General features: G+C 64.6%; 20 protein-coding genes. 8 read left to right on the top strand and 12 right to left on the bottom strand.

Features of this window, described 5'->3' with window-relative positions; genetic code table 11:
- Window positions 1–203 precede the first annotated feature (203 nt).
- Both CIT39_RS22440 and CIT39_RS22445 read left to right on the top strand, forming a co-directional pair.
- Window positions 204–719 (top strand): FecR domain-containing protein, encoded by a 516-nt coding sequence (locus CIT39_RS22440; protein ID WP_162308619.1) that lies wholly within the window; start codon window positions 204–206, stop codon window positions 717–719.
- A 79-nt stretch (window positions 720–798) separates the two neighbouring features.
- Window positions 799–2685, top strand: a complete 1887-nt coding sequence (locus CIT39_RS22445) for a CHASE2 domain-containing protein (protein WP_094972184.1) — start codon at window positions 799–801, stop codon at window positions 2683–2685.
- Between the two features lie 5 nt (window positions 2686–2690).
- Here the strand turns inward: CIT39_RS22445 and CIT39_RS22450 are convergent, their stop codons facing one another.
- The 4 genes from CIT39_RS22450 to CIT39_RS22465 form a co-directional block, all read right to left on the bottom strand.
- Window positions 2691–4187: a glycosyltransferase family 39 protein gene (locus tag CIT39_RS22450; protein WP_094972185.1), complete on the bottom strand. Its 1497-nt coding sequence runs from the start codon at window positions 4185–4187 to the stop codon at window positions 2691–2693.
- Window positions 4188–4193: 6 nt separating this feature from the next.
- On the bottom strand, window positions 4194–5327 hold the full coding sequence (locus tag CIT39_RS22455; RefSeq protein WP_094972186.1) for a glycosyltransferase family 2 protein: 1134 nt from the start codon (window positions 5325–5327) through the stop codon (window positions 4194–4196).
- Between the two features lie 242 nt (window positions 5328–5569).
- Complete coding sequence (locus tag CIT39_RS22460) at window positions 5570–5773, bottom strand: hypothetical protein (RefSeq protein ID WP_094972187.1); 204 nt, start codon at window positions 5771–5773, stop codon at window positions 5570–5572.
- Window positions 5774–5886: 113 nt separating this feature from the next.
- Entirely contained in the window at window positions 5887–6267 is a 381-nt protein-coding gene (locus CIT39_RS22465) for a hypothetical protein (protein WP_094972188.1), read from the bottom strand.
- On the opposite strand from CIT39_RS22465, the gene CIT39_RS22470 reads away from it, so the two are divergent.
- The 3 genes from CIT39_RS22470 to CIT39_RS22480 are packed head-to-tail and all read left to right on the top strand — an operon-like array spanning window position 6215 to window position 7676.
- Complete coding sequence (locus tag CIT39_RS22470) at window positions 6215–6346, top strand: hypothetical protein (RefSeq protein WP_256471808.1); 132 nt, start codon at window positions 6215–6217, stop codon at window positions 6344–6346. The genes CIT39_RS22465 and CIT39_RS22470 overlap by 53 nt on opposite strands.
- Window positions 6347–6369: 23 nt before the next feature.
- On the top strand, window positions 6370–7206 hold the full coding sequence (locus CIT39_RS22475; RefSeq protein WP_094972189.1) for a DUF72 domain-containing protein: 837 nt from the start codon (window positions 6370–6372) through the stop codon (window positions 7204–7206).
- An 8-nt stretch (window positions 7207–7214) separates the two neighbouring features.
- Window positions 7215–7676 carry a DUF488 domain-containing protein gene (locus CIT39_RS22480; protein ID WP_094972190.1) on the top strand — a complete coding sequence of 154 codons (462 nt, stop codon included), beginning with the start codon at window positions 7215–7217 and terminating at the stop codon, window positions 7674–7676.
- A 111-nt stretch (window positions 7677–7787) separates the two neighbouring features.
- On the opposite strand, the gene CIT39_RS22485 is transcribed toward CIT39_RS22480, so the two are convergent.
- From CIT39_RS22485 to CIT39_RS22510, 6 genes are all read right to left on the bottom strand, one after another.
- Window positions 7788–8702 (bottom strand): PhzF family phenazine biosynthesis protein, encoded by a 915-nt coding sequence (locus CIT39_RS22485; RefSeq protein ID WP_094972191.1) that lies wholly within the window; start codon window positions 8700–8702, stop codon window positions 7788–7790.
- Between the two features lie 150 nt (window positions 8703–8852).
- Complete coding sequence (locus CIT39_RS22490) at window positions 8853–10160, bottom strand: adenylate/guanylate cyclase domain-containing protein (protein WP_094972192.1); 1308 nt, start codon at window positions 10158–10160, stop codon at window positions 8853–8855.
- Window positions 10161–10189: 29 nt separating this feature from the next.
- Window positions 10190–11353 (bottom strand): ABC transporter permease, encoded by a 1164-nt coding sequence (locus CIT39_RS22495; RefSeq protein WP_094972193.1) that lies wholly within the window; start codon window positions 11351–11353, stop codon window positions 10190–10192.
- Entirely contained in the window at window positions 11350–12282 is a 933-nt protein-coding gene (locus tag CIT39_RS22500; RefSeq protein ID WP_094972194.1) for an ABC transporter ATP-binding protein, read from the bottom strand. The genes CIT39_RS22495 and CIT39_RS22500 overlap by 4 nt, the downstream gene beginning before the upstream one ends.
- Window positions 12279–13067 carry an HlyD family secretion protein gene (locus tag CIT39_RS22505; RefSeq protein WP_094972195.1) on the bottom strand — a complete coding sequence of 263 codons (789 nt, stop codon included), beginning with the start codon at window positions 13065–13067 and terminating at the stop codon, window positions 12279–12281. Before CIT39_RS22505 ends, CIT39_RS22500 begins: the two co-directional genes overlap by 4 nt.
- Window positions 13064–13738 carry a TetR/AcrR family transcriptional regulator gene (locus tag CIT39_RS22510; protein ID WP_244607434.1) on the bottom strand — a complete coding sequence of 225 codons (675 nt, stop codon included), beginning with the start codon at window positions 13736–13738 and terminating at the stop codon, window positions 13064–13066. The genes CIT39_RS22505 and CIT39_RS22510 overlap by 4 nt, the downstream gene beginning before the upstream one ends.
- Before the next feature lie 107 nt (window positions 13739–13845).
- On the opposite strand from CIT39_RS22510, the gene CIT39_RS22515 reads away from it, so the two are divergent.
- The 3 genes from CIT39_RS22515 to CIT39_RS22525 are packed head-to-tail and all read left to right on the top strand — an operon-like array spanning window position 13846 to window position 15068.
- Complete coding sequence (locus CIT39_RS22515; protein ID WP_063195294.1) at window positions 13846–14181, top strand: ArsR/SmtB family transcription factor; 336 nt, start codon at window positions 13846–13848, stop codon at window positions 14179–14181.
- Window positions 14178–14642: an SRPBCC family protein gene (locus CIT39_RS22520; RefSeq protein WP_094972196.1), complete on the top strand. Its 465-nt coding sequence runs from the start codon at window positions 14178–14180 to the stop codon at window positions 14640–14642. Before CIT39_RS22515 ends, CIT39_RS22520 begins: the two co-directional genes overlap by 4 nt.
- Before the next feature lie 12 nt (window positions 14643–14654).
- The gene (locus CIT39_RS22525) at window positions 14655–15068 is read left to right on the top strand and encodes a GFA family protein (RefSeq protein WP_094972197.1); all 414 of its coding nucleotides are present in this window, start codon (window positions 14655–14657) and stop codon (window positions 15066–15068) included.
- Between the two features lie 4 nt (window positions 15069–15072).
- On the opposite strand, the gene adhP is transcribed toward CIT39_RS22525, so the two are convergent.
- Both adhP and CIT39_RS22535 read right to left on the bottom strand, forming a co-directional pair.
- Complete coding sequence (gene adhP, locus CIT39_RS22530; protein WP_094972198.1) at window positions 15073–16098, bottom strand: alcohol dehydrogenase AdhP; 1026 nt, start codon at window positions 16096–16098, stop codon at window positions 15073–15075.
- Window positions 16099–16235: 137 nt separating this feature from the next.
- On the bottom strand, window positions 16236–16646 hold the full coding sequence (locus CIT39_RS22535; RefSeq protein ID WP_162308621.1) for a DUF2000 family protein: 411 nt from the start codon (window positions 16644–16646) through the stop codon (window positions 16236–16238).
- Window positions 16647–16680: the final 34 nt, after the last annotated feature.

The raw sequence follows: 16680 nt of genomic DNA on the forward strand, positions 1-16680 counted from the left end.
AGGGAGGCAAGGTCACGCACATCACACAGCGCGTTCGGACGCTCACACTTGCGCCCCTGACCGAAAGTTGATCGCACCTCTCTGGAAAAGGCCGGGGCGAGAAAATAGCTAGTGGAGCGGCACTTTTCAGCAGCCTCTGCGTGTGATACGGTACCGTATCAACATCGCCTTGAACTGTGCCGGGCATGCAAACGGAGGCTGGCATGAGAAGGTTCGCGCGCGCCGGATGTTTTGCTCTGGCATGGTCGTTGTTGATTGGAACGGTCGCGCAGCCTGCCAATGCAGCTTGCACATCGTCGGCCTCGGCCGCGGGCACGCAGACCTGGCGCTGCGACAACGGCATCACCATCGTCGCAGAAAACGGCGCCAGATTTGAACTAAAGGACGCCAACCGCGACGGACATATTGACTCCGTCGAGTTGAGCAGCAAAGCCCTGCTGGTCGAAGTGCCCAGGAAGCCGGGCGGGAACCCGTTCAAGGTGCTGACGCCGCAGGCGATTGCAGCGGTGCGCGGCACCAGATGGGCCGTCGATGTCGCTGAGGCCAAGACCTCCGTCTTCGTCGCCGACGGTCGCGTCGGCGTCAGCCGCAGGGCGCGTGGGCGCGGCGTCGTGCTGGGCCCCGGCGAAGGCGTCGACGTGGAAGCGACCGGGCCCTTGACGGTGAAGCAGTGGGGCCAGCCGCGCATCGACGCTCTCATGGCAAGACTTGGCCAATAAGACTTGGTCAATAGGGCTTGGTCGATGAGACTTGGTCAATAGACCGCGGCCCGCAGGCCCCGACGAAAAAGAAGACGTAATGACGAGACGCGTTCAGATCCTGGCGGCACTCGCTCTCACCGCGCTGTGGGGCGCGGGCATCTATGCCGCGCACGCAGGCGGCCATCTCCGCTTTCTCGACCGTCTGGAAGCAACGCTGACCGATTGGCGGACCCAGGTCCGCGGCGTGCAGCGTCCGCCCGATCTCGTCACCATCGTCGCGATTGATGACACCGTGGTGAAGCGCGGCGGCAGCTATCCGCTGCCGCGCGCCGATCTCGCCCGCGTCGTCGACACCATCGTGCAATTCAAGCCGAAGGTCGTCGCGATCGATCTTCTGCTGGTCGACCGCAGCGCGGCGATCGGCGACGCCACGCTGGCCAACACGCTCGCCACCGGCCCCATGGTGCTCGCCGCCGCGGCGATCTTCCCCTCCGCCAGCGAGACCGTGGAGGCCGGCAGCGCAGGTCCCCTCGCCGTGCTGCCGCAAGCCGAACGTTTCCTGCTGCCGCTGCCTGCGTTCGCCGATCACGCCGAGGTCGGCATCGTCAATGTCGCGACGGGACAATCGGGCTCGCCGCTCTCGGTGCCGATGCTGTTCCGGACCCGCGACAAAGTCGAACTGTCGTTCCCGTTGCGCGTCGCAACGCGCGCGCTCGACAAGCCGCTGACGATCGCGCCCGATCATCTCATGCTCGGCGACCGCACCGTGCCGACCGATACCGACTTCGCGCTGCCGATCACCTATTACGGCCCGCGCCGCACCATCCGCACCGTCAGCGCGCAGAGCGTCTTTGACGGCACGCTCAATCGCTCGGCGATCGAGAACCGGATCGTCGTGATCGGCGCCTCGGTCGCAGGCGGAGGCGATTTCTATCCCACACCGTTCGATTCCCTGATGCCCGGCGTCGAGGTCGTCTCGACCGCGATCACTCATCTGGTCGCCGGCGACGGCATCGTGCGCGACCACAGGGTCCGTATCGCCGACGCGTTTGCTGCGATCCTGCTGCCGATGCTGCTGGTCGGCTTGCTGGCGTGGCGGCGCAGCGCACTCGGCATCATGGCCGCAGCCACTGTGATGATCGCCTGGGCCGGTCTCAATGCGTTCGCGTTCACGCATGGCGTTTGGTTGAATGCGGCAACCACGCTCGCCGCCGCGGTGCCGCCGGTTGCGATCTTTGCCGGTGTGCAGCTGTGGGCCGGAGGCCGCCGAACGCAATATCTCGCCGCCAAGAGCAGGTCTCTCGCGCAATTCCAGGCACCGGCCGTGCAGGAATGGCTGGCGCGCGATCCGAACTTCCTGTCCAAACCGGTCCGGCAAGACGCCGCAATCGTCTTCATCGATCTCTCCGGTTTCACGTCGTTAAGCGAACGGATCGATCCGGATGCGCTTCAAGAAATCCTGCAGGCGTTTCACGCGCTGATCGACAAGGTCGCAGTCGCTTGCGGCGGCATGATCACCGGCTTTCTCGGCGACGGCGCCATGATCCTGTTCGGTCTGCCGGCTGCGATGCCCGATGATGCCGCGCGCGCGCTCAAATGCGCCATCGACCTGCATCGCGGCGTCGAACACTGGATTGCCTCGCTGCCGTCAGCGATCGGCGGTCAGCTCGGCTTCAAGATCGGCGCGCATTTCGGCGAGATCGTCGCCTCCCGCCTCGGCGAAAGCCATCAGCACATCACCGCGACCGGTGACACCGTCAACGTCGCGAGCCGGCTGATGGAAGTCGCCGTCCAGAACGATGCACGGCTCGCCCTGAGCAATACGCTGCTGGATACGGCCGACTTCCACGGGGCTCCCGACGGCGTTCTGTCAGGCCCCCTGCTCGCCCGGATCCGTGGCCGCTCCGGCGTCGTGACCGTGTGGTTCTGGCGCGACCGGGACGGACCGAGCCAGGCCGCGGCCAGGGCCGAGATGATCGATTAAGGCCGCTACCTTGCTTCCGGCGGCGGCGAGCGGTCCAGCACGTCGCCCTTGGCGTTCTCCAGCAGATCGACGCCGTAGGTCTCGACCACGAGCGGGCCGCGCTTGCGCTGCAATTGCGCGACCTGCGTGACTTTCGCAAATAGGTCGTCGAGGACGGGATGACCGTCCGGACGCAGTTCGTCGACATAGAGCAGCTTGCCCGCAAGCAGCTTTGGATCGGGCTCGCGCATGTTGACCCAGCGGATGCGCTGGTTCTGCTGCACCACGCAGGTGCCGGGCGGCAAGTAGAAGGCGAGCCAACCCGTAGTGCCATAGTCCTGCGCGAGCACGCAGGTCGCGCCATAGCGCGCGCGCATGGCTTCGATTCCCGCGGCGAGTTCGCGCCAACCGACGCCGACGCTGCGCACGGTGGCATCACGGCGATATCCCGAGAGCCAGCCGGTGTTGGCTTGCACGATCAGCGCCGCAAACATCACGATGCCGACAGGCGCGGCCCAGCGCAGGCAGAAATCCACCAGGCGCCGCGCACGCGGCTTCCACTGCGCAAGGTTCGCGGCGGCCGCAGCGGCAACAACGAAGGGCGGATAGACCGGCGCGAACCAGTTGGCCTCGACGCGGGCATGCAGCGAATGCCAGACGAAATAGGCGACGATGGTCCAGAACATCGTCTCGATCAGCACGCGCGAGGCCAGGGCGCCGGCGCGTTGCCAGGTCAGCGCGTGCAGGCCCATCGCACCGAGGATGAAGACAAGCGGCGTTGCGAACGCGATCTGGGTCGGGATCAGCTCGGCGATGAAGACGGGACGGAAGTCCTCGATCTTCGCGCGCCCGAGCTGCTTTGCGAACGAGACCCATTGGTGATCCGCATTCCAGAGGATCACCGGCGAGAACAGCGCCAACGCAACGAACCCGCCGAGATAGGGCCATGGCGAGAGAAACCAGCGACGCAGCTTCGGCACGCAAGCGAGCCAGATCAGGATGCCGGCGCCAAAGAACATCGCCGTGTATTTCGACAGCAGCGCCGCCCCGACGGCCGCACCGACCGCGAGCCACCAGACGCCGCGGCCGGTCTCCAGTACTTTTGCGAGGAAGAACAGCACGAAGCTGGATGCGACCAGAAGCGGCGCATCCGGCGTCACGATCAGCGTGCCGACGGAGGCCATCATGGTCACGTTGAGCAGGATCGCGCTGGTCGCCGCCACGCGCGCGCCGCCGAACAGAATCGCGGCAGAGCGATAGACCGCATAGCTCATCGGCAGCGCCAGCAGGACCGAAACGAGCCGGACGCCGAACTCGGTATTCCCGGCGATCATGGTGCCGGCGCGGATCACGTAGGCGACCATCGGCGGATGGTCGTAATAGCCCCCGGCGAGGTTGTTCGACCACATCCAGTAATAGGCTTCGTCGAAAGTGATCGGCGTGAACGCGGCCGCAACGAGGCGCAGGCCGACCAGCGCCAGAATCAAAAGCGCGGTGTTGCGGACGATCCGCGCGTCAGCCATATCGCGCTATTTCTTGCGCCAGACGAACAGGCCTGACATCGCGTAGTTCCACACCACGCCCATCAGCGCTCCCGCCATGCCGGCCAGCCACCAGATCGGCTCCTGGTCGTACACCGAGAAGGCGACGCCGACATTGGCGAGCAGGCCGACGCTGCACACGATGTAGAAAGCGATGAGGCCGCGCAGCAGCGCAAAGCCCTTCAGCCGCTGGTCGCGATAGGTGAGGAAGTTGTTGAGGATGAAATTGCTGGTCATGGCGACGATCGCGCCGGCGGCCTGCGCTTCCGGGAACGGCGCCTTGAACAGCCGAAGTCCGATGAACAGCGTGGTGAGATGCACCACGAGGCCGATGCCGCCGACCATCGCGAACAGGATGAAGCGCAGCGAGACGATGTCGTTGCTCAGCTTGGCCAGCACGAGGCCGAGGAAGTCGAGCGCGACCATGGAATCGAGCTTGCTCTCGCCGTGCTGGCGGGCGCCGAAAGTGTAGGGAATCTCGACGGCCCGCAAGCCGCCGTGCGCGGACGCGACGACGTCGAGCAGGATCTTGAAGCCGTGCACGGATAGCTTCGGCGCGAGCTGCTCGAAACGATCGCGGCGGATCATGAAGAAGCCGCTCATGGGATCGGCGATCTCGACCCGTAGCATCTTCCTCGCGAACTCGGTCGCCAGCGCGCTGGCGCCGGCGCGCTGCTTGTTGAAGCCCTCGGTCTTGTAGCCCTCGATGTAGCGGCTGCCCACCACGAGGTCAGCCTCGTCGCTTGCGAGCAGCAACAGCATTTTCGGCAGTTGCGTCTCGTCGTGCTGGAGGTCGGCGTCGATCACGGCCACATAGGGCGCGCTGGAGGCCAGGATGCCCTCGATGCAGGCACCCGACAGGCCGCGGCGGCCGATGCGGCGGATACAGCGCACGCGGCTGTCCTGCTGCGCCAGCGCGCGCACGACGTCCCAGGTGCCATCGGGCGAATTGTCGTCGACGAACACGACCTCCCAGGCGACGTTGGCGAGTGTCGCCTCCAGCCGCCGATACAGCACAGCGACATTGTCGCGCTCGTTGAAGGTCGGGACGATGACCGACAGTTCCGGCCCTTCGAGAGCCTGCAGCTGATTGTCGGAGCCCGGTCTGATCGCTTCATTCATGACGGCAGCGTATATCCGCCGCGTCCTGCGCTGCCAAGCCGGAGGTTCTGTGGGGAATGCCCCAAAAGGGACCCTAAAATGCCAACGACCCCGGAACGGCGGGCTGCGCGTACATCCGGCGCAAGCCTTAAGCTATTCCAAGGTCGTTCCAGCGCCGGAGTTTTCGCTCAACGTCGCCGTTAAAGGCTAGATAGGAATGACAGGATCGCTTCGCAAGGGACGAAAACGACGATTTTTGTGCCTTATTGGTTCGGCACTTCCCGGATAATCGGCCCGCGCGGCGCAGGCGCGGCGGGGGCGGCGGGTGCCGCAGCCGGAGCCGGCTCGACTTTCGCCGGTTTGGGCGGCTTGCCGTACTGGCCGATCGGCCCGAACACGACAGCGACCGCAAGCACGACCGCGGCAACGATCGCGCCGAAAATGCCCCCTACCGACTCAGACGCCATGGAAACCCATCCCTGTTCCAGATAGGCCTCCTGATATCACGGATGCGCGCTGAGCCGGAAGGGCGCCGGGCGCCGAATGAGGCGGCGCAGGCGTCTTCCCTGCTCGCCACTCGCTATTTCGCCGGCGGCCTCTGCTTGACGAAGGCCGTCACGATGTCCTTCTGCGCGGCCTCCACCGCCCTGTTCGCGGTGGCGAGATGGGCGCCGGCATCGATATCGGGATATTGCGTGGTGAGATAGTCGAGCAGCGCCACCCGGTAATATTGCCGCTCCGACGGACAGGCGCCGGCGACCGAGCGGCCAAAATCCTGTTGCGACATTCCCTGATTGCTGTCGCGCGAATATTCCCGCGCCAGGCAATGCCAGTAATCGTCGCGGCCCTGCATGGCAAGCTTCTGCGCGCCCTTCGCATCGTCGTCATCCGCCATGATCGGAGATATCATGGCAGCAGATGTCATCATGACGAGCGCCGCCCCCACCATCAGCATCCGCATCTTTTTCTCCTTTATCGCAGATCCCGTGGCAACCTTAGACCGGACGCAGCAACTGGCCAATCACAACTGGTTTGATTAGGATGACGCATCCCCTCCACGTCGATGCGAGATCCTTCCGTGGCCAAAGCAAAAACCGCGTCCAAGAAATCAGGCAACATCTTCATCGGCATCGGCGGCTGGACCTTCGAGCCCTGGCGCGGCGTGTTCTATCCGGAGAAGCTGACGCAGGCGAAGGAGCTGTCCTACGCGGCCTCGAAGCTGACCTCGATCGAGATCAACGGCACCTATTACGGCTCGCAGAAGCCGGAGAGCTTTCGCAAATGGGCGAGCGAGGTGCCCGACGGCTTCGTGTTCTCGGTGAAGGGACCGCGCTTCGCCACCAACCGGCGGGTGCTGGCGGAAGCGGGCGATTCCATCAAACGGTTCTATGATTCAGGCGTGCTGGAACTCGGCGACCATCTCGGGCCGGTACTGTGGCAGTTCGCGCCGACCAAGAAGTTCGACGGCGCCGATTTCGGCAAGTTCCTCGAGCTGTTGCCGCGCAAGCTCGAGGGACGCGCGTTGCGCCATGTCGTCGAGGTCCGCCACGACAGCTTTTGCGCGCCGGACTTCGTGGCGCTGATCCGCGAGTTCGAGACGCCCGTGGTGTTCGCCGAACACGGCAAATATCCGGCGATTGCCGATGTCGCCGGCGATTTCGTCTATGCCCGGCTGCAGAAGGGCAATGACGATATCAAGACCTGCTACCCGCCGAAGCAGCTCGATGCCTGGGCCGAGCGTCTTCAGGCCTGGGCTTCTGGCGGTGAACCGGAGGACCTGCCCAAAGTCGACAAGGCCAAGCCGAAGAAAGAGCCGCGCGACGTGTTCGCCTATGTCATCCACGAAGGCAAGGTGCGCGCCCCCGCCGGCGCCATGGAATTGATTGCAAGGGTGAACTGAGGTGGGCCATGGCAAAGGCGAGGAAGCTGTTCACCATCGGCTATGAGCAGACGCCGCCCGAGGCGGTGCTGGACGAGCTCGAACAGGCCGGCGTCAAGCTCGTGGTCGACGTGCGCGCGGTGACGTCGTCACGGCGGCCGGGATTTTCCAAGAAGCAGCTTGCCGCGGGTCTCGACGAGCGCGGCATCGCCTACGTCCACCTCGCCGCGCTGGGCACGCCGAAGGAAGGTCGCCTCGCTGCGCGCAGCGGCCAATACGATTTGCTGGAGAAGATATTCTCGAAGCACCTGAAGGCGCCGGAGGCCAAAGAGGCGATGGACGAACTCTCGGCGCTGGTGAAGAAGGCCGGCCCCGTGTGCCTGCTCTGCTACGAGCGCGACCACACCCATTGCCACCGCCAGATGATTGCGGAGATCATCGAGGAGCGCGATGCGGTTGCGGTGAAGAATCTGGCGGGACGGCAGGTGTAGCGAACCTCGTTCCGGGGCGCGCGTAACGCGAGCCCGGAATCCATTCATCCACCAACTCCGCGACCCGATGGATTCCGGGCTCAGCGCTTCGCGCTGCCCCGGAATGACGGGCTAAGCCACCCCCGCCAGCTTGAACGTCCCCTCCATCATCTGCACGCAGCTGCCGCCGACATGCGCCGAGACGATCTTGCCGGCCTGCTTGTGCACGCGCGTCAGCAGGAAGCTGGGCCGGCCCATGTCAAAGCCCTGGCCGACCGTGAGCTTGAGTTCGCCATCGCGCACGGGATGGAGGTCGGCGAAAAGCGCCGCCGCGGCAACTGTGGCGCTGCCGGTGGCGGGATCTTCGACCAGGCTGCCGGCACCGGGCATGAACATCCGCGCCTGGCGCTCGCACGACGCCTCGGCCGCAGGCACATCTTGCGTATAGAACCAAATCGAAAAAGCGCCATCGCGCGGCAGCATCCGTCCGAACGCGGCGGCATCGGGTTTTGCGCGACGCACCGCTTCGCGTGAACGCACTTCCGCTACCACGAAGGGAGTCCCGACACTGACGACTTGTGGCGCGTGACGATCGGTCCTGATGTCATCGGCGCTCAAGGAAAGGCACGCCGCGACCTCATCGGCAGAACATTGCGCAAACCGGGACAGCGGCTGCGGCGCGGTGAGCTCGGTGCTGATCACTCGGTACCGCTCGCGAAAGATATCGACCGGCACGAGGCCCGCCTTCTCCTCGAACAGCAGGCGCGACTTCGGCTCCTTCGCGAGCGTTGCCAGCACGAAGGCGGTCCCGACGTTCGGATGGCCGGCAAAGGGAAGCTCCCGCACCGGCGTGAAGATGCGCACCTCGGCATCATTGGCCTTGTCACGCGGCGGCAGCACAAAGGTGGTCTCGGAATAATTGAACTCGGTCGCGACCGCCTGCATTTGCGCCGTCGTGAGCCCGCCAGCGTCGAGCACCACGGCGAGCTGGTTGCCGCCGAAGGCGCGATCGGTGAACACGTCGACGGTGATGTAGCGGCGCTGCATCGTCTCTTCCTCATGCAAATCGCGGCCACGACCGGCCGCATCGCGCGCAGTCTACAAGCCGAAAACATCACTCGTCATGCCCCAAAATTCGGAGCAATCGGAGCAATCGCCGATGCAAGAGAAACTGTGTGCTACAAGGTGTGGCGCGCCCTATCCGAGCTGAAACACCGCCACCTTCCGCTCATAGCCGCGCACCTCGACCTCGCCGAGCGCAACGGCATCGTCACCGTCGTTGCCCAGCGCCTCGCGCACGGTCGCGGAAATCAGGAGTTGCGAACCGAACTCCTTGTTGAGTGCCTCCAGCCGCGAGGCGAAATTCACGGTGTCACCGATCACGGTGTATTCCTTGCGCCGGGGCGAGCCGATATTGCCGGCGACGACCTCGCCGAAATGAATGCCGATACCGATTCGAAGCGGCCAGCTCGTCTGCGCGTTGATGCGGTCCATCGCGCTCAGCATCTCGCGGCCCGCGGCAACGGCACGCTCCGCCGCGTCTGAGGCCTCCAGCGGCGCGCCGAACAAGGCAAGAAAGCCATCGCCCAGGAACTTGTTCACGATGCCGCCCTGACGGTCGAGAATGTCCACCAGCACTGCAAAGGCGCCGTCGAGCCGGTCGACCACCTCCTGCGGAGTGCGGGACTGCGCGCCCGCCGTGAAGCCGCGAAAATCGACGAACATCACCGCAACGCTGCGAACGTCGCCGCCCCCGCTGGTCCCGGCCGCCATCAGGCGCTCCACCACTTGCGGGGAGACATGCTGCCCGAACAAGTTCGTCACCCGGTCTCGTGCGTTCGCCGCCGCGATGCTCGCGGCAAACTGGCGGCGCAGCTGCGCGCCGACGGCGCCCGCCAGCACGCCGCAGATCAGGATGATGACGCTGCGCACAGCGTGGAAATAGATCAGGGGATCGCCGGCCTCGTCCGCCGAATTGTAGTACAGCGCGACGGACAGAAGCCCGGCTGCAGCCACGAAGCCAGTGAATGCAGAGAGCCAGAAATCGAGCCGCAGGGTCGAGAGGATGACGAAGATGAAGTACATGAGCGGCACGGCGAAGCCGAGCGCCTGGCTTGCGCCCATGGTGCGGGTTTGCAGGATCAGGATCACCGTGGGCAGCGACGTCTCGATCAGCGTGCCGATATAGCGCCTGACGACCGGTACGTCGCGATCGAGCCGCAGGTTCTTTCTGATCTGGGTGTGGACCCAGACCTCGAACAGAATGAAGCCGGCGAGTAGAGCATAGACCGCGATAATCCCGTCCGTTCCGCGCCACACCCGGTTCACCACGCCGGGGTCGATCAAATAGATCGAGGTGAGCAACAGCATCATGATGCAGCCCGTCAGGATCAGTGCCCGCACCCGCAACAGCTCGGTGCGCAACACCTCCCGCGTCAGCTCGCGCTCGAAATTCTCCGACAGCACGGCTTGGTGCCGCGTCTTCCTGCTCGCAAACCTGACCATTTGCCCCTCGATTCCGGAAGCATTGTGCCTCAATCCAGCGTGCGGCGGAAGCGCGTCACGGCGATGGTCATGGCGAGCAGCATCAGGGCCGCCAGCGCCAGGGTGTCGAAGCGCAGATTCTGCATGCTCGCCCCCTTCAGCATGATGGCGCGGACGATGCGCAGATAGTGGGTCAGCGGCAGGCATTCGCCGACATATTGCGCCCAGGTCGGCATGCCCGCGAATGGGAACATGAAGCCGGACAGCAGAATGCTCGGCAGGAAGAACATCATCGACATCTGCATGGCCTGGAGCTGGTTCTGCACCACAGTCGAGATCGTGTAGCCGATCGACAAATTGGTGGTGATGAACAGTGTCGAGAGCAGTGCCAGCAGAAACAGATTGCCGAGCACGGGGACGCCGAACAGGCCGACGCCGATGCCGATGATGAGGAAGGCCTGCAGGAAGCCGACCAGCACGTAAGGCACGATCTTGCCGAACATCACCTCGACCGGCTTGATCGGCATCGAGAGCAGGCTCTCCATGGTGCCGCGCTCGACCTCGCGCGTGACCGACAGCGCGGTGAAGATCAGCATGGTCATGGTGAGGATGGTGCCGACGAGACCCGGCACGATGTTGAGGCTGGAGGACGCGGCCGGGTTGTAGCGGGCGTGCGCGCGGATCTCGAACGGCATCTCCGGGGGATCGCCGATATAGAGATCGTGCTTGAGCGCGGTCTGCACGATCATGCCGAGCGAACCGATCGCCGCGCTGGCCGCCACCGGATCGGTGGCGTCGGCCGCCACCAGCAGCGCCGGCCTGTCACCACGCCGCACCGCGCGCTCGAAGCCGCGCGGGATCTCCACGCCGAACAGCACCTTGCCGGATTTCAGGAGGTTGTCGAAATCCTCGACATCATGGACTTCGTAGAGGAAGCGGAAATAGGCCGTGTTCTCGAGAGCCTTCAGGATCGAGCGGGCGAGATCGGAGTCCTCCTGCAGCAGCACCGCGCTCGGCAGATTGTGCGGCGTGGTGTTGATGGCATAGCCGAACAGCATCAGCTGCATCACCGGCAGCATCACGATCATCGCGAACGACACGCGGTCACGCTTGAGCTGGATGAACTCCTTTATCAGCATTGCATAAGAGCGCCGCAGGAAACCGAAGCGCTCGCGGATTTCGCGGCGCGGCGCGGGATGGTCGACGGCACTCATTGGAAATTGTCCTTGGAGCGACCCATCAGTTCGATGAACACGTCTTCCAGCGATGGCGACGATTGGTGCCAATGCAAGCCGCTTTTTTCCCGCCACGGCGCGATGCTGGCTTCGAGCGCGGCCACGTCGCGGCCGGAAACATGCAGCGAGGTGCCGAACGGCGCCACCATGTCGATCCCGGGCTTGCCGGTGAGCCCGGCAGCGAGTTCGTTCAGCCCCTCGCCCGTCACAGTGTAGGTCGTCAGCGCGGATTTCGCGATCACCTGCTCGACCGTGCCGTGCGCGAGCAGATGGCCGTAGGCGATGTAGGCGATCTCATGGCAGCGCTCGGCTTCGTCCATGTAATGGGTGGAGACCAGCACAGTGAGGCCGTCGGCCGCGAGCGCGTGGATCTCGTTCCAGAAATCGCGCCGCGCCTTGGGATCGACGCCCGCCGTCGGCTCGTCCAGCAGCAGCAATTGCGGATTGGGTAGCGTACAGGCCCCCAGCGCCAGCCGTTGCTTCCAGCCGCCGGAGAGTTCGCCCGCCAGCTGCTCCTCGCGCCCGGATAGTCCGAGCCGCTTGACCATGTCGCGCGCGGCGCCGCGTGCGTCGGCGAGACCGTAGAGGCGCGCGACGAATTCGAGATTTTCCCGCACCGAGAGGTCTTGATACAGGCTGAAGCGCTGGGTCATGTAGCCGACCTGGCGCTTGATCTTTTCGGCGTCGCGCAAAATGTCGTAGCCGAGACAGGTGCCCTCGCCGCTATCGGGCGTGAGCAGTCCACAGAGGATACGGATGGTCGTGGTCTTGCCCGAGCCGTTGGGGCCAAGGAAGCCGTAGATCGAGCCGCGCTTCACCTGCATCGACAGATCGTGCACGACCTCGCGGCCGCCGAACGATTTGGTCAGCCCCTTGACGTCGATTGCGATGCCGTTGCCGCCGTTCATCGCTTGTCCGCCATCGGGGTCTTCGGATTGAGATAGACGTCGATCGGCTGTCCAACCCGCAGCGCGTCGGGGCGCGAGGGCCGCGCCTGGATCAGATAGACCAGCTTGTTGCGCTCATCGAGGCTGTAGATGACAGGCGGGGTGTATTCGGCCGAGGTCGCTATGAAGTAGATCTTTGCGGTGAGATCGGCCGCGCAATTGTCGCAGGAGATGCGCACCGTATCGCCGATCGCAAGCTTCGGCAGTTGGGTCTCCGGCACGAAGAAGCGCAGCTTCATGTTGCCGGGCGGCATGATCGACAGCACCGGGCGCTGCGCCGCCACCATCTCGCCCTCGCGGAAATAGATCTGCTGGATGGTGCCGGCGACGGGCGCAAAGCCCTTGCGCCGCGCCATCCGCGTCTCCGACGTCACCACCCGTGCTTCCGCGACACGCAGGGACGACACGGCGGAGTCGAGATTGGCCTGCGTGCCCGAGCCAGTCTTGCTCAGCGAGGCCGCGCGATCATAGGTCTGCTGCGCGTTGGCAAGCGTTGCCTTTTGCTGGTTGAGATCGGCGAGCTGGAGGTCGTCGTCGACGGAATAGAGGGCATCGCCGACCTTGACTTCATCACCCTCGCGGACATTGAGCTTCGTGACCCGACCGGCTTCATCGGGGCTGACGAAAATCATGTCGGCCTCGACCCAGCCCTGAAAGCCGGGATCGCGCTTGTCGTTGCAGCCGGTAAGGCCGGTTGCGAGCACGAGCGCCAATGCAACTACAGAAAATACCCGCGACGACCTCATGTCGTCCTCCGTTCGCCAAAAATCAAATCGAGATGGACACGCAGCATCTCCTGCGCGTCGAGCGGCGCGTGCCGCGCAAACAGGCTTTGCCAGATCACCGCGATCATCGCCGGCGCGACCAGGATCTGCGGATAGCGCGCGAGGTCCTTCTCCCGGATCTCGCCGCGGGCGATGCCCAGCTCGATCAGCGCGCGCATGGCGGCGATCCCGCGCGAGACGACCTCGCGGTAGTAGAAGTCGGCGACGGCCGGAAAGCGCGGCCCCTCCGCCACGATCAGCCGCACCAGGTCGCCGCGCCGGGTGCCGATGACTTCTTTCAGCAAATTGCCGGCAAAGGCCTCGATGAGGTTGCGCACCGATCCCGTCGGCGGCGGCAGCGCAGTCAGCCGCGCCACGACGGGCACGATGACGATGCGCACCAGCTCCTCGAACATCGATTCCTTGTCCTTGAAGTGCAGGTAGATCGTGCCCTTGGCGACGCCGGCACGCTTGGCGATGTCGTCGAGGCGCGTTGCAGCAAAGCCGCGGGCGATGAACTCCTCCATCGCGGCGTCCACGATCGCCGCGCGCCGCTCCTGCGCCCGCGTAGCGCGGTTCGATGCAGGCACCTCTCCGCGGGCTACGGACGCAGGCCTCGCATTCTGTGCAGGCTTGTCGGCCGGCTTTCTCATGGCTCATTTTATGACTGACCAGTCAGTCATCGTCAAGACGCGAAGAGTGTGCGGCGAATGATCGAATTAGTCTTGACTAATGTATTAGTATTGACTAATTGAAAGGTATGATCGAAGCCGCTCCAAACCCCGTCACCACCGTGATGCGCGCCCTCGCCGACCCGACCCGCCGGGCCGTGTTCGAGCGCGTGTTCGAAAGCAAGGAGATCACCGTCGCCGAACTGACGCGCGGCAGCGGCGTGACCCAGGGCGCGATCTCGCAGCACCTGAAGTCGCTGAAACAGGCGGGCCTCGTCGCCGAGCGCGCCGAGGGCCGCAACGTCTATTACCGCGCCGCGCCGCAGGGACTCGAACCGCTGGTCACCTGGATGGACCATTACGGCGTGTTCTGGCGCGAGCGCTTCCAGAATCTGCGTGACCTCTTGAAGGAGATCGATCCGTGAGTGCTGTTGCTTCCAATATCCAGACCCAGGACATCGTCATCGACGAGATCTTCCCTCACGCCGCCGAGACGATCTGGAAGGCGCTGACCAGCGCCCAGCTGATCGCGCGCTGGCTGATGCCGCCGACCGGTTTCGAGGCGGTCGAAGGCAATACCTTCACCTTCAAGACCAATCCGGCCGGCGCGTGGGATGGCACGATCCATTGCCGCGTTCTGGAGGTCGTGCCGAACCAACGCTTCGCCTATGCCTGGAAGGGCGGCGACGCCAGCAATACCGGCTACGGCTCGGCGCTCGACACCGTCGTCACCTGGTCCCTCACGCCGGTCGAAGCAGGAACGCGCGTGCGCGTGGTGCATTCGGGCTTCGTGACGCCGACGAACGACACGGCTTATCGCAACATGAGCGACGGCTGGGTCAAGGTGCTGCAGCGGCTCGATGCCATCTCCGGCGAAGACAAGTGAGGAAGCATTGCGATGGAAAAGCCCTATACCGGCGGCTGCGCCTGCGGCGCAATCCGCTATTCGATTGCCGGTGAGCCCTTCTTCAGTAATCATTGTCAGTGCCGAGACTGTCAGCGGGAAAGCGGCAGTGGCCACGGCTCGTACGCGACGTTCGCACGGGCCGGCGTCACGATCACTGGCGAGGCTGGGCATTGGGACATGGTCGGCGACAGCGGCAATGTGAAGACGCGCGGCTTCTGCCCGCTGTGCGGTGTCGCGGTCTACCTGACCTTTGCGGCGATGCCCGACATCTTCACCATCCGCGCCGCAAGCCTCGACGAGCCCGCCCGCTACAGGCCGCAGGCTGTCACCTACGCCGCGCGCGGTCACGGCTGGGATCACCTCGATCCCGGCCTGGTCAAGTTCGAAGGCATGCCGCCTGGATGAGGCGCTAGCCGAAATCAAGCACCATACGACCATCGATCTTGCCGGCCTTCATCCGGTCGAAGACGTCGTTGATCTGCGCGAGCGGCACCTTCGTCACCTCGGCCTTGACCTTGCCGTCGGTGGCGAATGCGACGGCTTCGTCGAGGTCGCGCCGCGTGCCGACGATGGAGCCGCGCACCGTGATGCGCTTGAGCACGACGTCGAAGATCGGCGTCGGGAATTCGCCCGGCGGCAGGCCGACGAGGCTGACGGTGCCCTTGCGGCGAACCATCTTCAGCGCCTGCGCGAACGCCGCGGTCGAGACCGCCGTCACCAGCACGCCGTGGGCCCCGCCACCGGTTGCCGCAAGAACCTTGTCGACGGCGCCGGCTTCGAGCGCGTTGACCGCGAGATCGGCGCCGGTCTCGCGCGCCAGCTCCAGCTTGTCCTCGGCGATGTCGACGGCCGCGACCTTGAGCCCCATCGCCTTGGCGTACTGGATCGCGACATGGCCAAGCCCGCCGATGCCTGAGATCACGACCCACTCGCCGGGCCTGGCCTCAGTCTCCTTCAAGCCCTTGTAGGTGGTGACGCCGGCGCACAGGATCGGCGCAATGGCGGCAAAGTCGACCGTCGCCGGCAGCTTCGCGGCGAAGGCGGCCGAGGCGATGACATATTCGGCGAAGCCGCCGTTCACGCTGTAGCCGGTATTGTGCTGGTGCTCGCAGAGCGTCTCCCAGCCGGTCTCGCAATATTCGCAAGACATGCAGGCGTCGTGCAGCCAGGCGACTCCGACGGCCTCTCCGACTTTCAAATTCCTTACACCGGGCCCGAGCGCGGCGACGATGCCGGCTGCCTCGTGGCCGGGAATGAAGGGCGGTACCGGCTTCACCGGCCAGTCGCCGGAGGCTGCATGCAGATCGGTGTGACAGACGCCGCAGGCCTTCACCTTGACCAGAATCTCGCCCGGACCAGGCTGCGGCACCGGCACGTCCTCGATCACCAGTGGCTTGCCGAATTGCTTGACGATTGCGGCTTTCATGGTGGGCATCTGTCTGCTCCATTGCAATATGCGGAGCAGACTAGCGAGGCCTGACAGCTCACCCTTGATTGGTGTCAAACCGCACAAAGTTTGCGCAAGCCGGCCCCATCATGACACCATGATGACGACGTGCGGATGCCGGCGTGTCAGCTATGGAACTTCAGGCCGTCGACAATCTTGTCGATCACCTTGCGCTCGGCGCGCATGGCGATGCCGACGAGATTGAGATCGTTGCGCGCCACCGCCCTCACCGCCTCGCGATTGGCCGCATCGTGCGTGGTGCTGAACATGTCCTCGGTATAGACCGCCGGCTTGACGTTGCGCGCCAGCGCGCGGTCCAGCGCGCGCGACAACGCCGGACCGTCGGCGCCGTAGATCAGGATCGGCTGTCCGATCAGCGCATGATATTTCGTGGCTGATGCGTCTTCATAGGCTTCGCCGATGCATTCGGGAAAAGCCGCGGCGATGCCGCTGGTGAGGAAGGACGCGACGTTGAGCTTTTGCCAGGCTTGAAGATCGGTACGGATCACGACCGCGATCTTGGTATCGAATTGCATGTGGTTCCTCAATTGCCATTCCGGATTCGATGCT

It is taken from the genome of Bradyrhizobium symbiodeficiens (assembly GCF_002266465.3).
GTDB classification, from domain to species: Bacteria; Pseudomonadota; Alphaproteobacteria; order Rhizobiales; family Xanthobacteraceae; genus Bradyrhizobium; species Bradyrhizobium symbiodeficiens.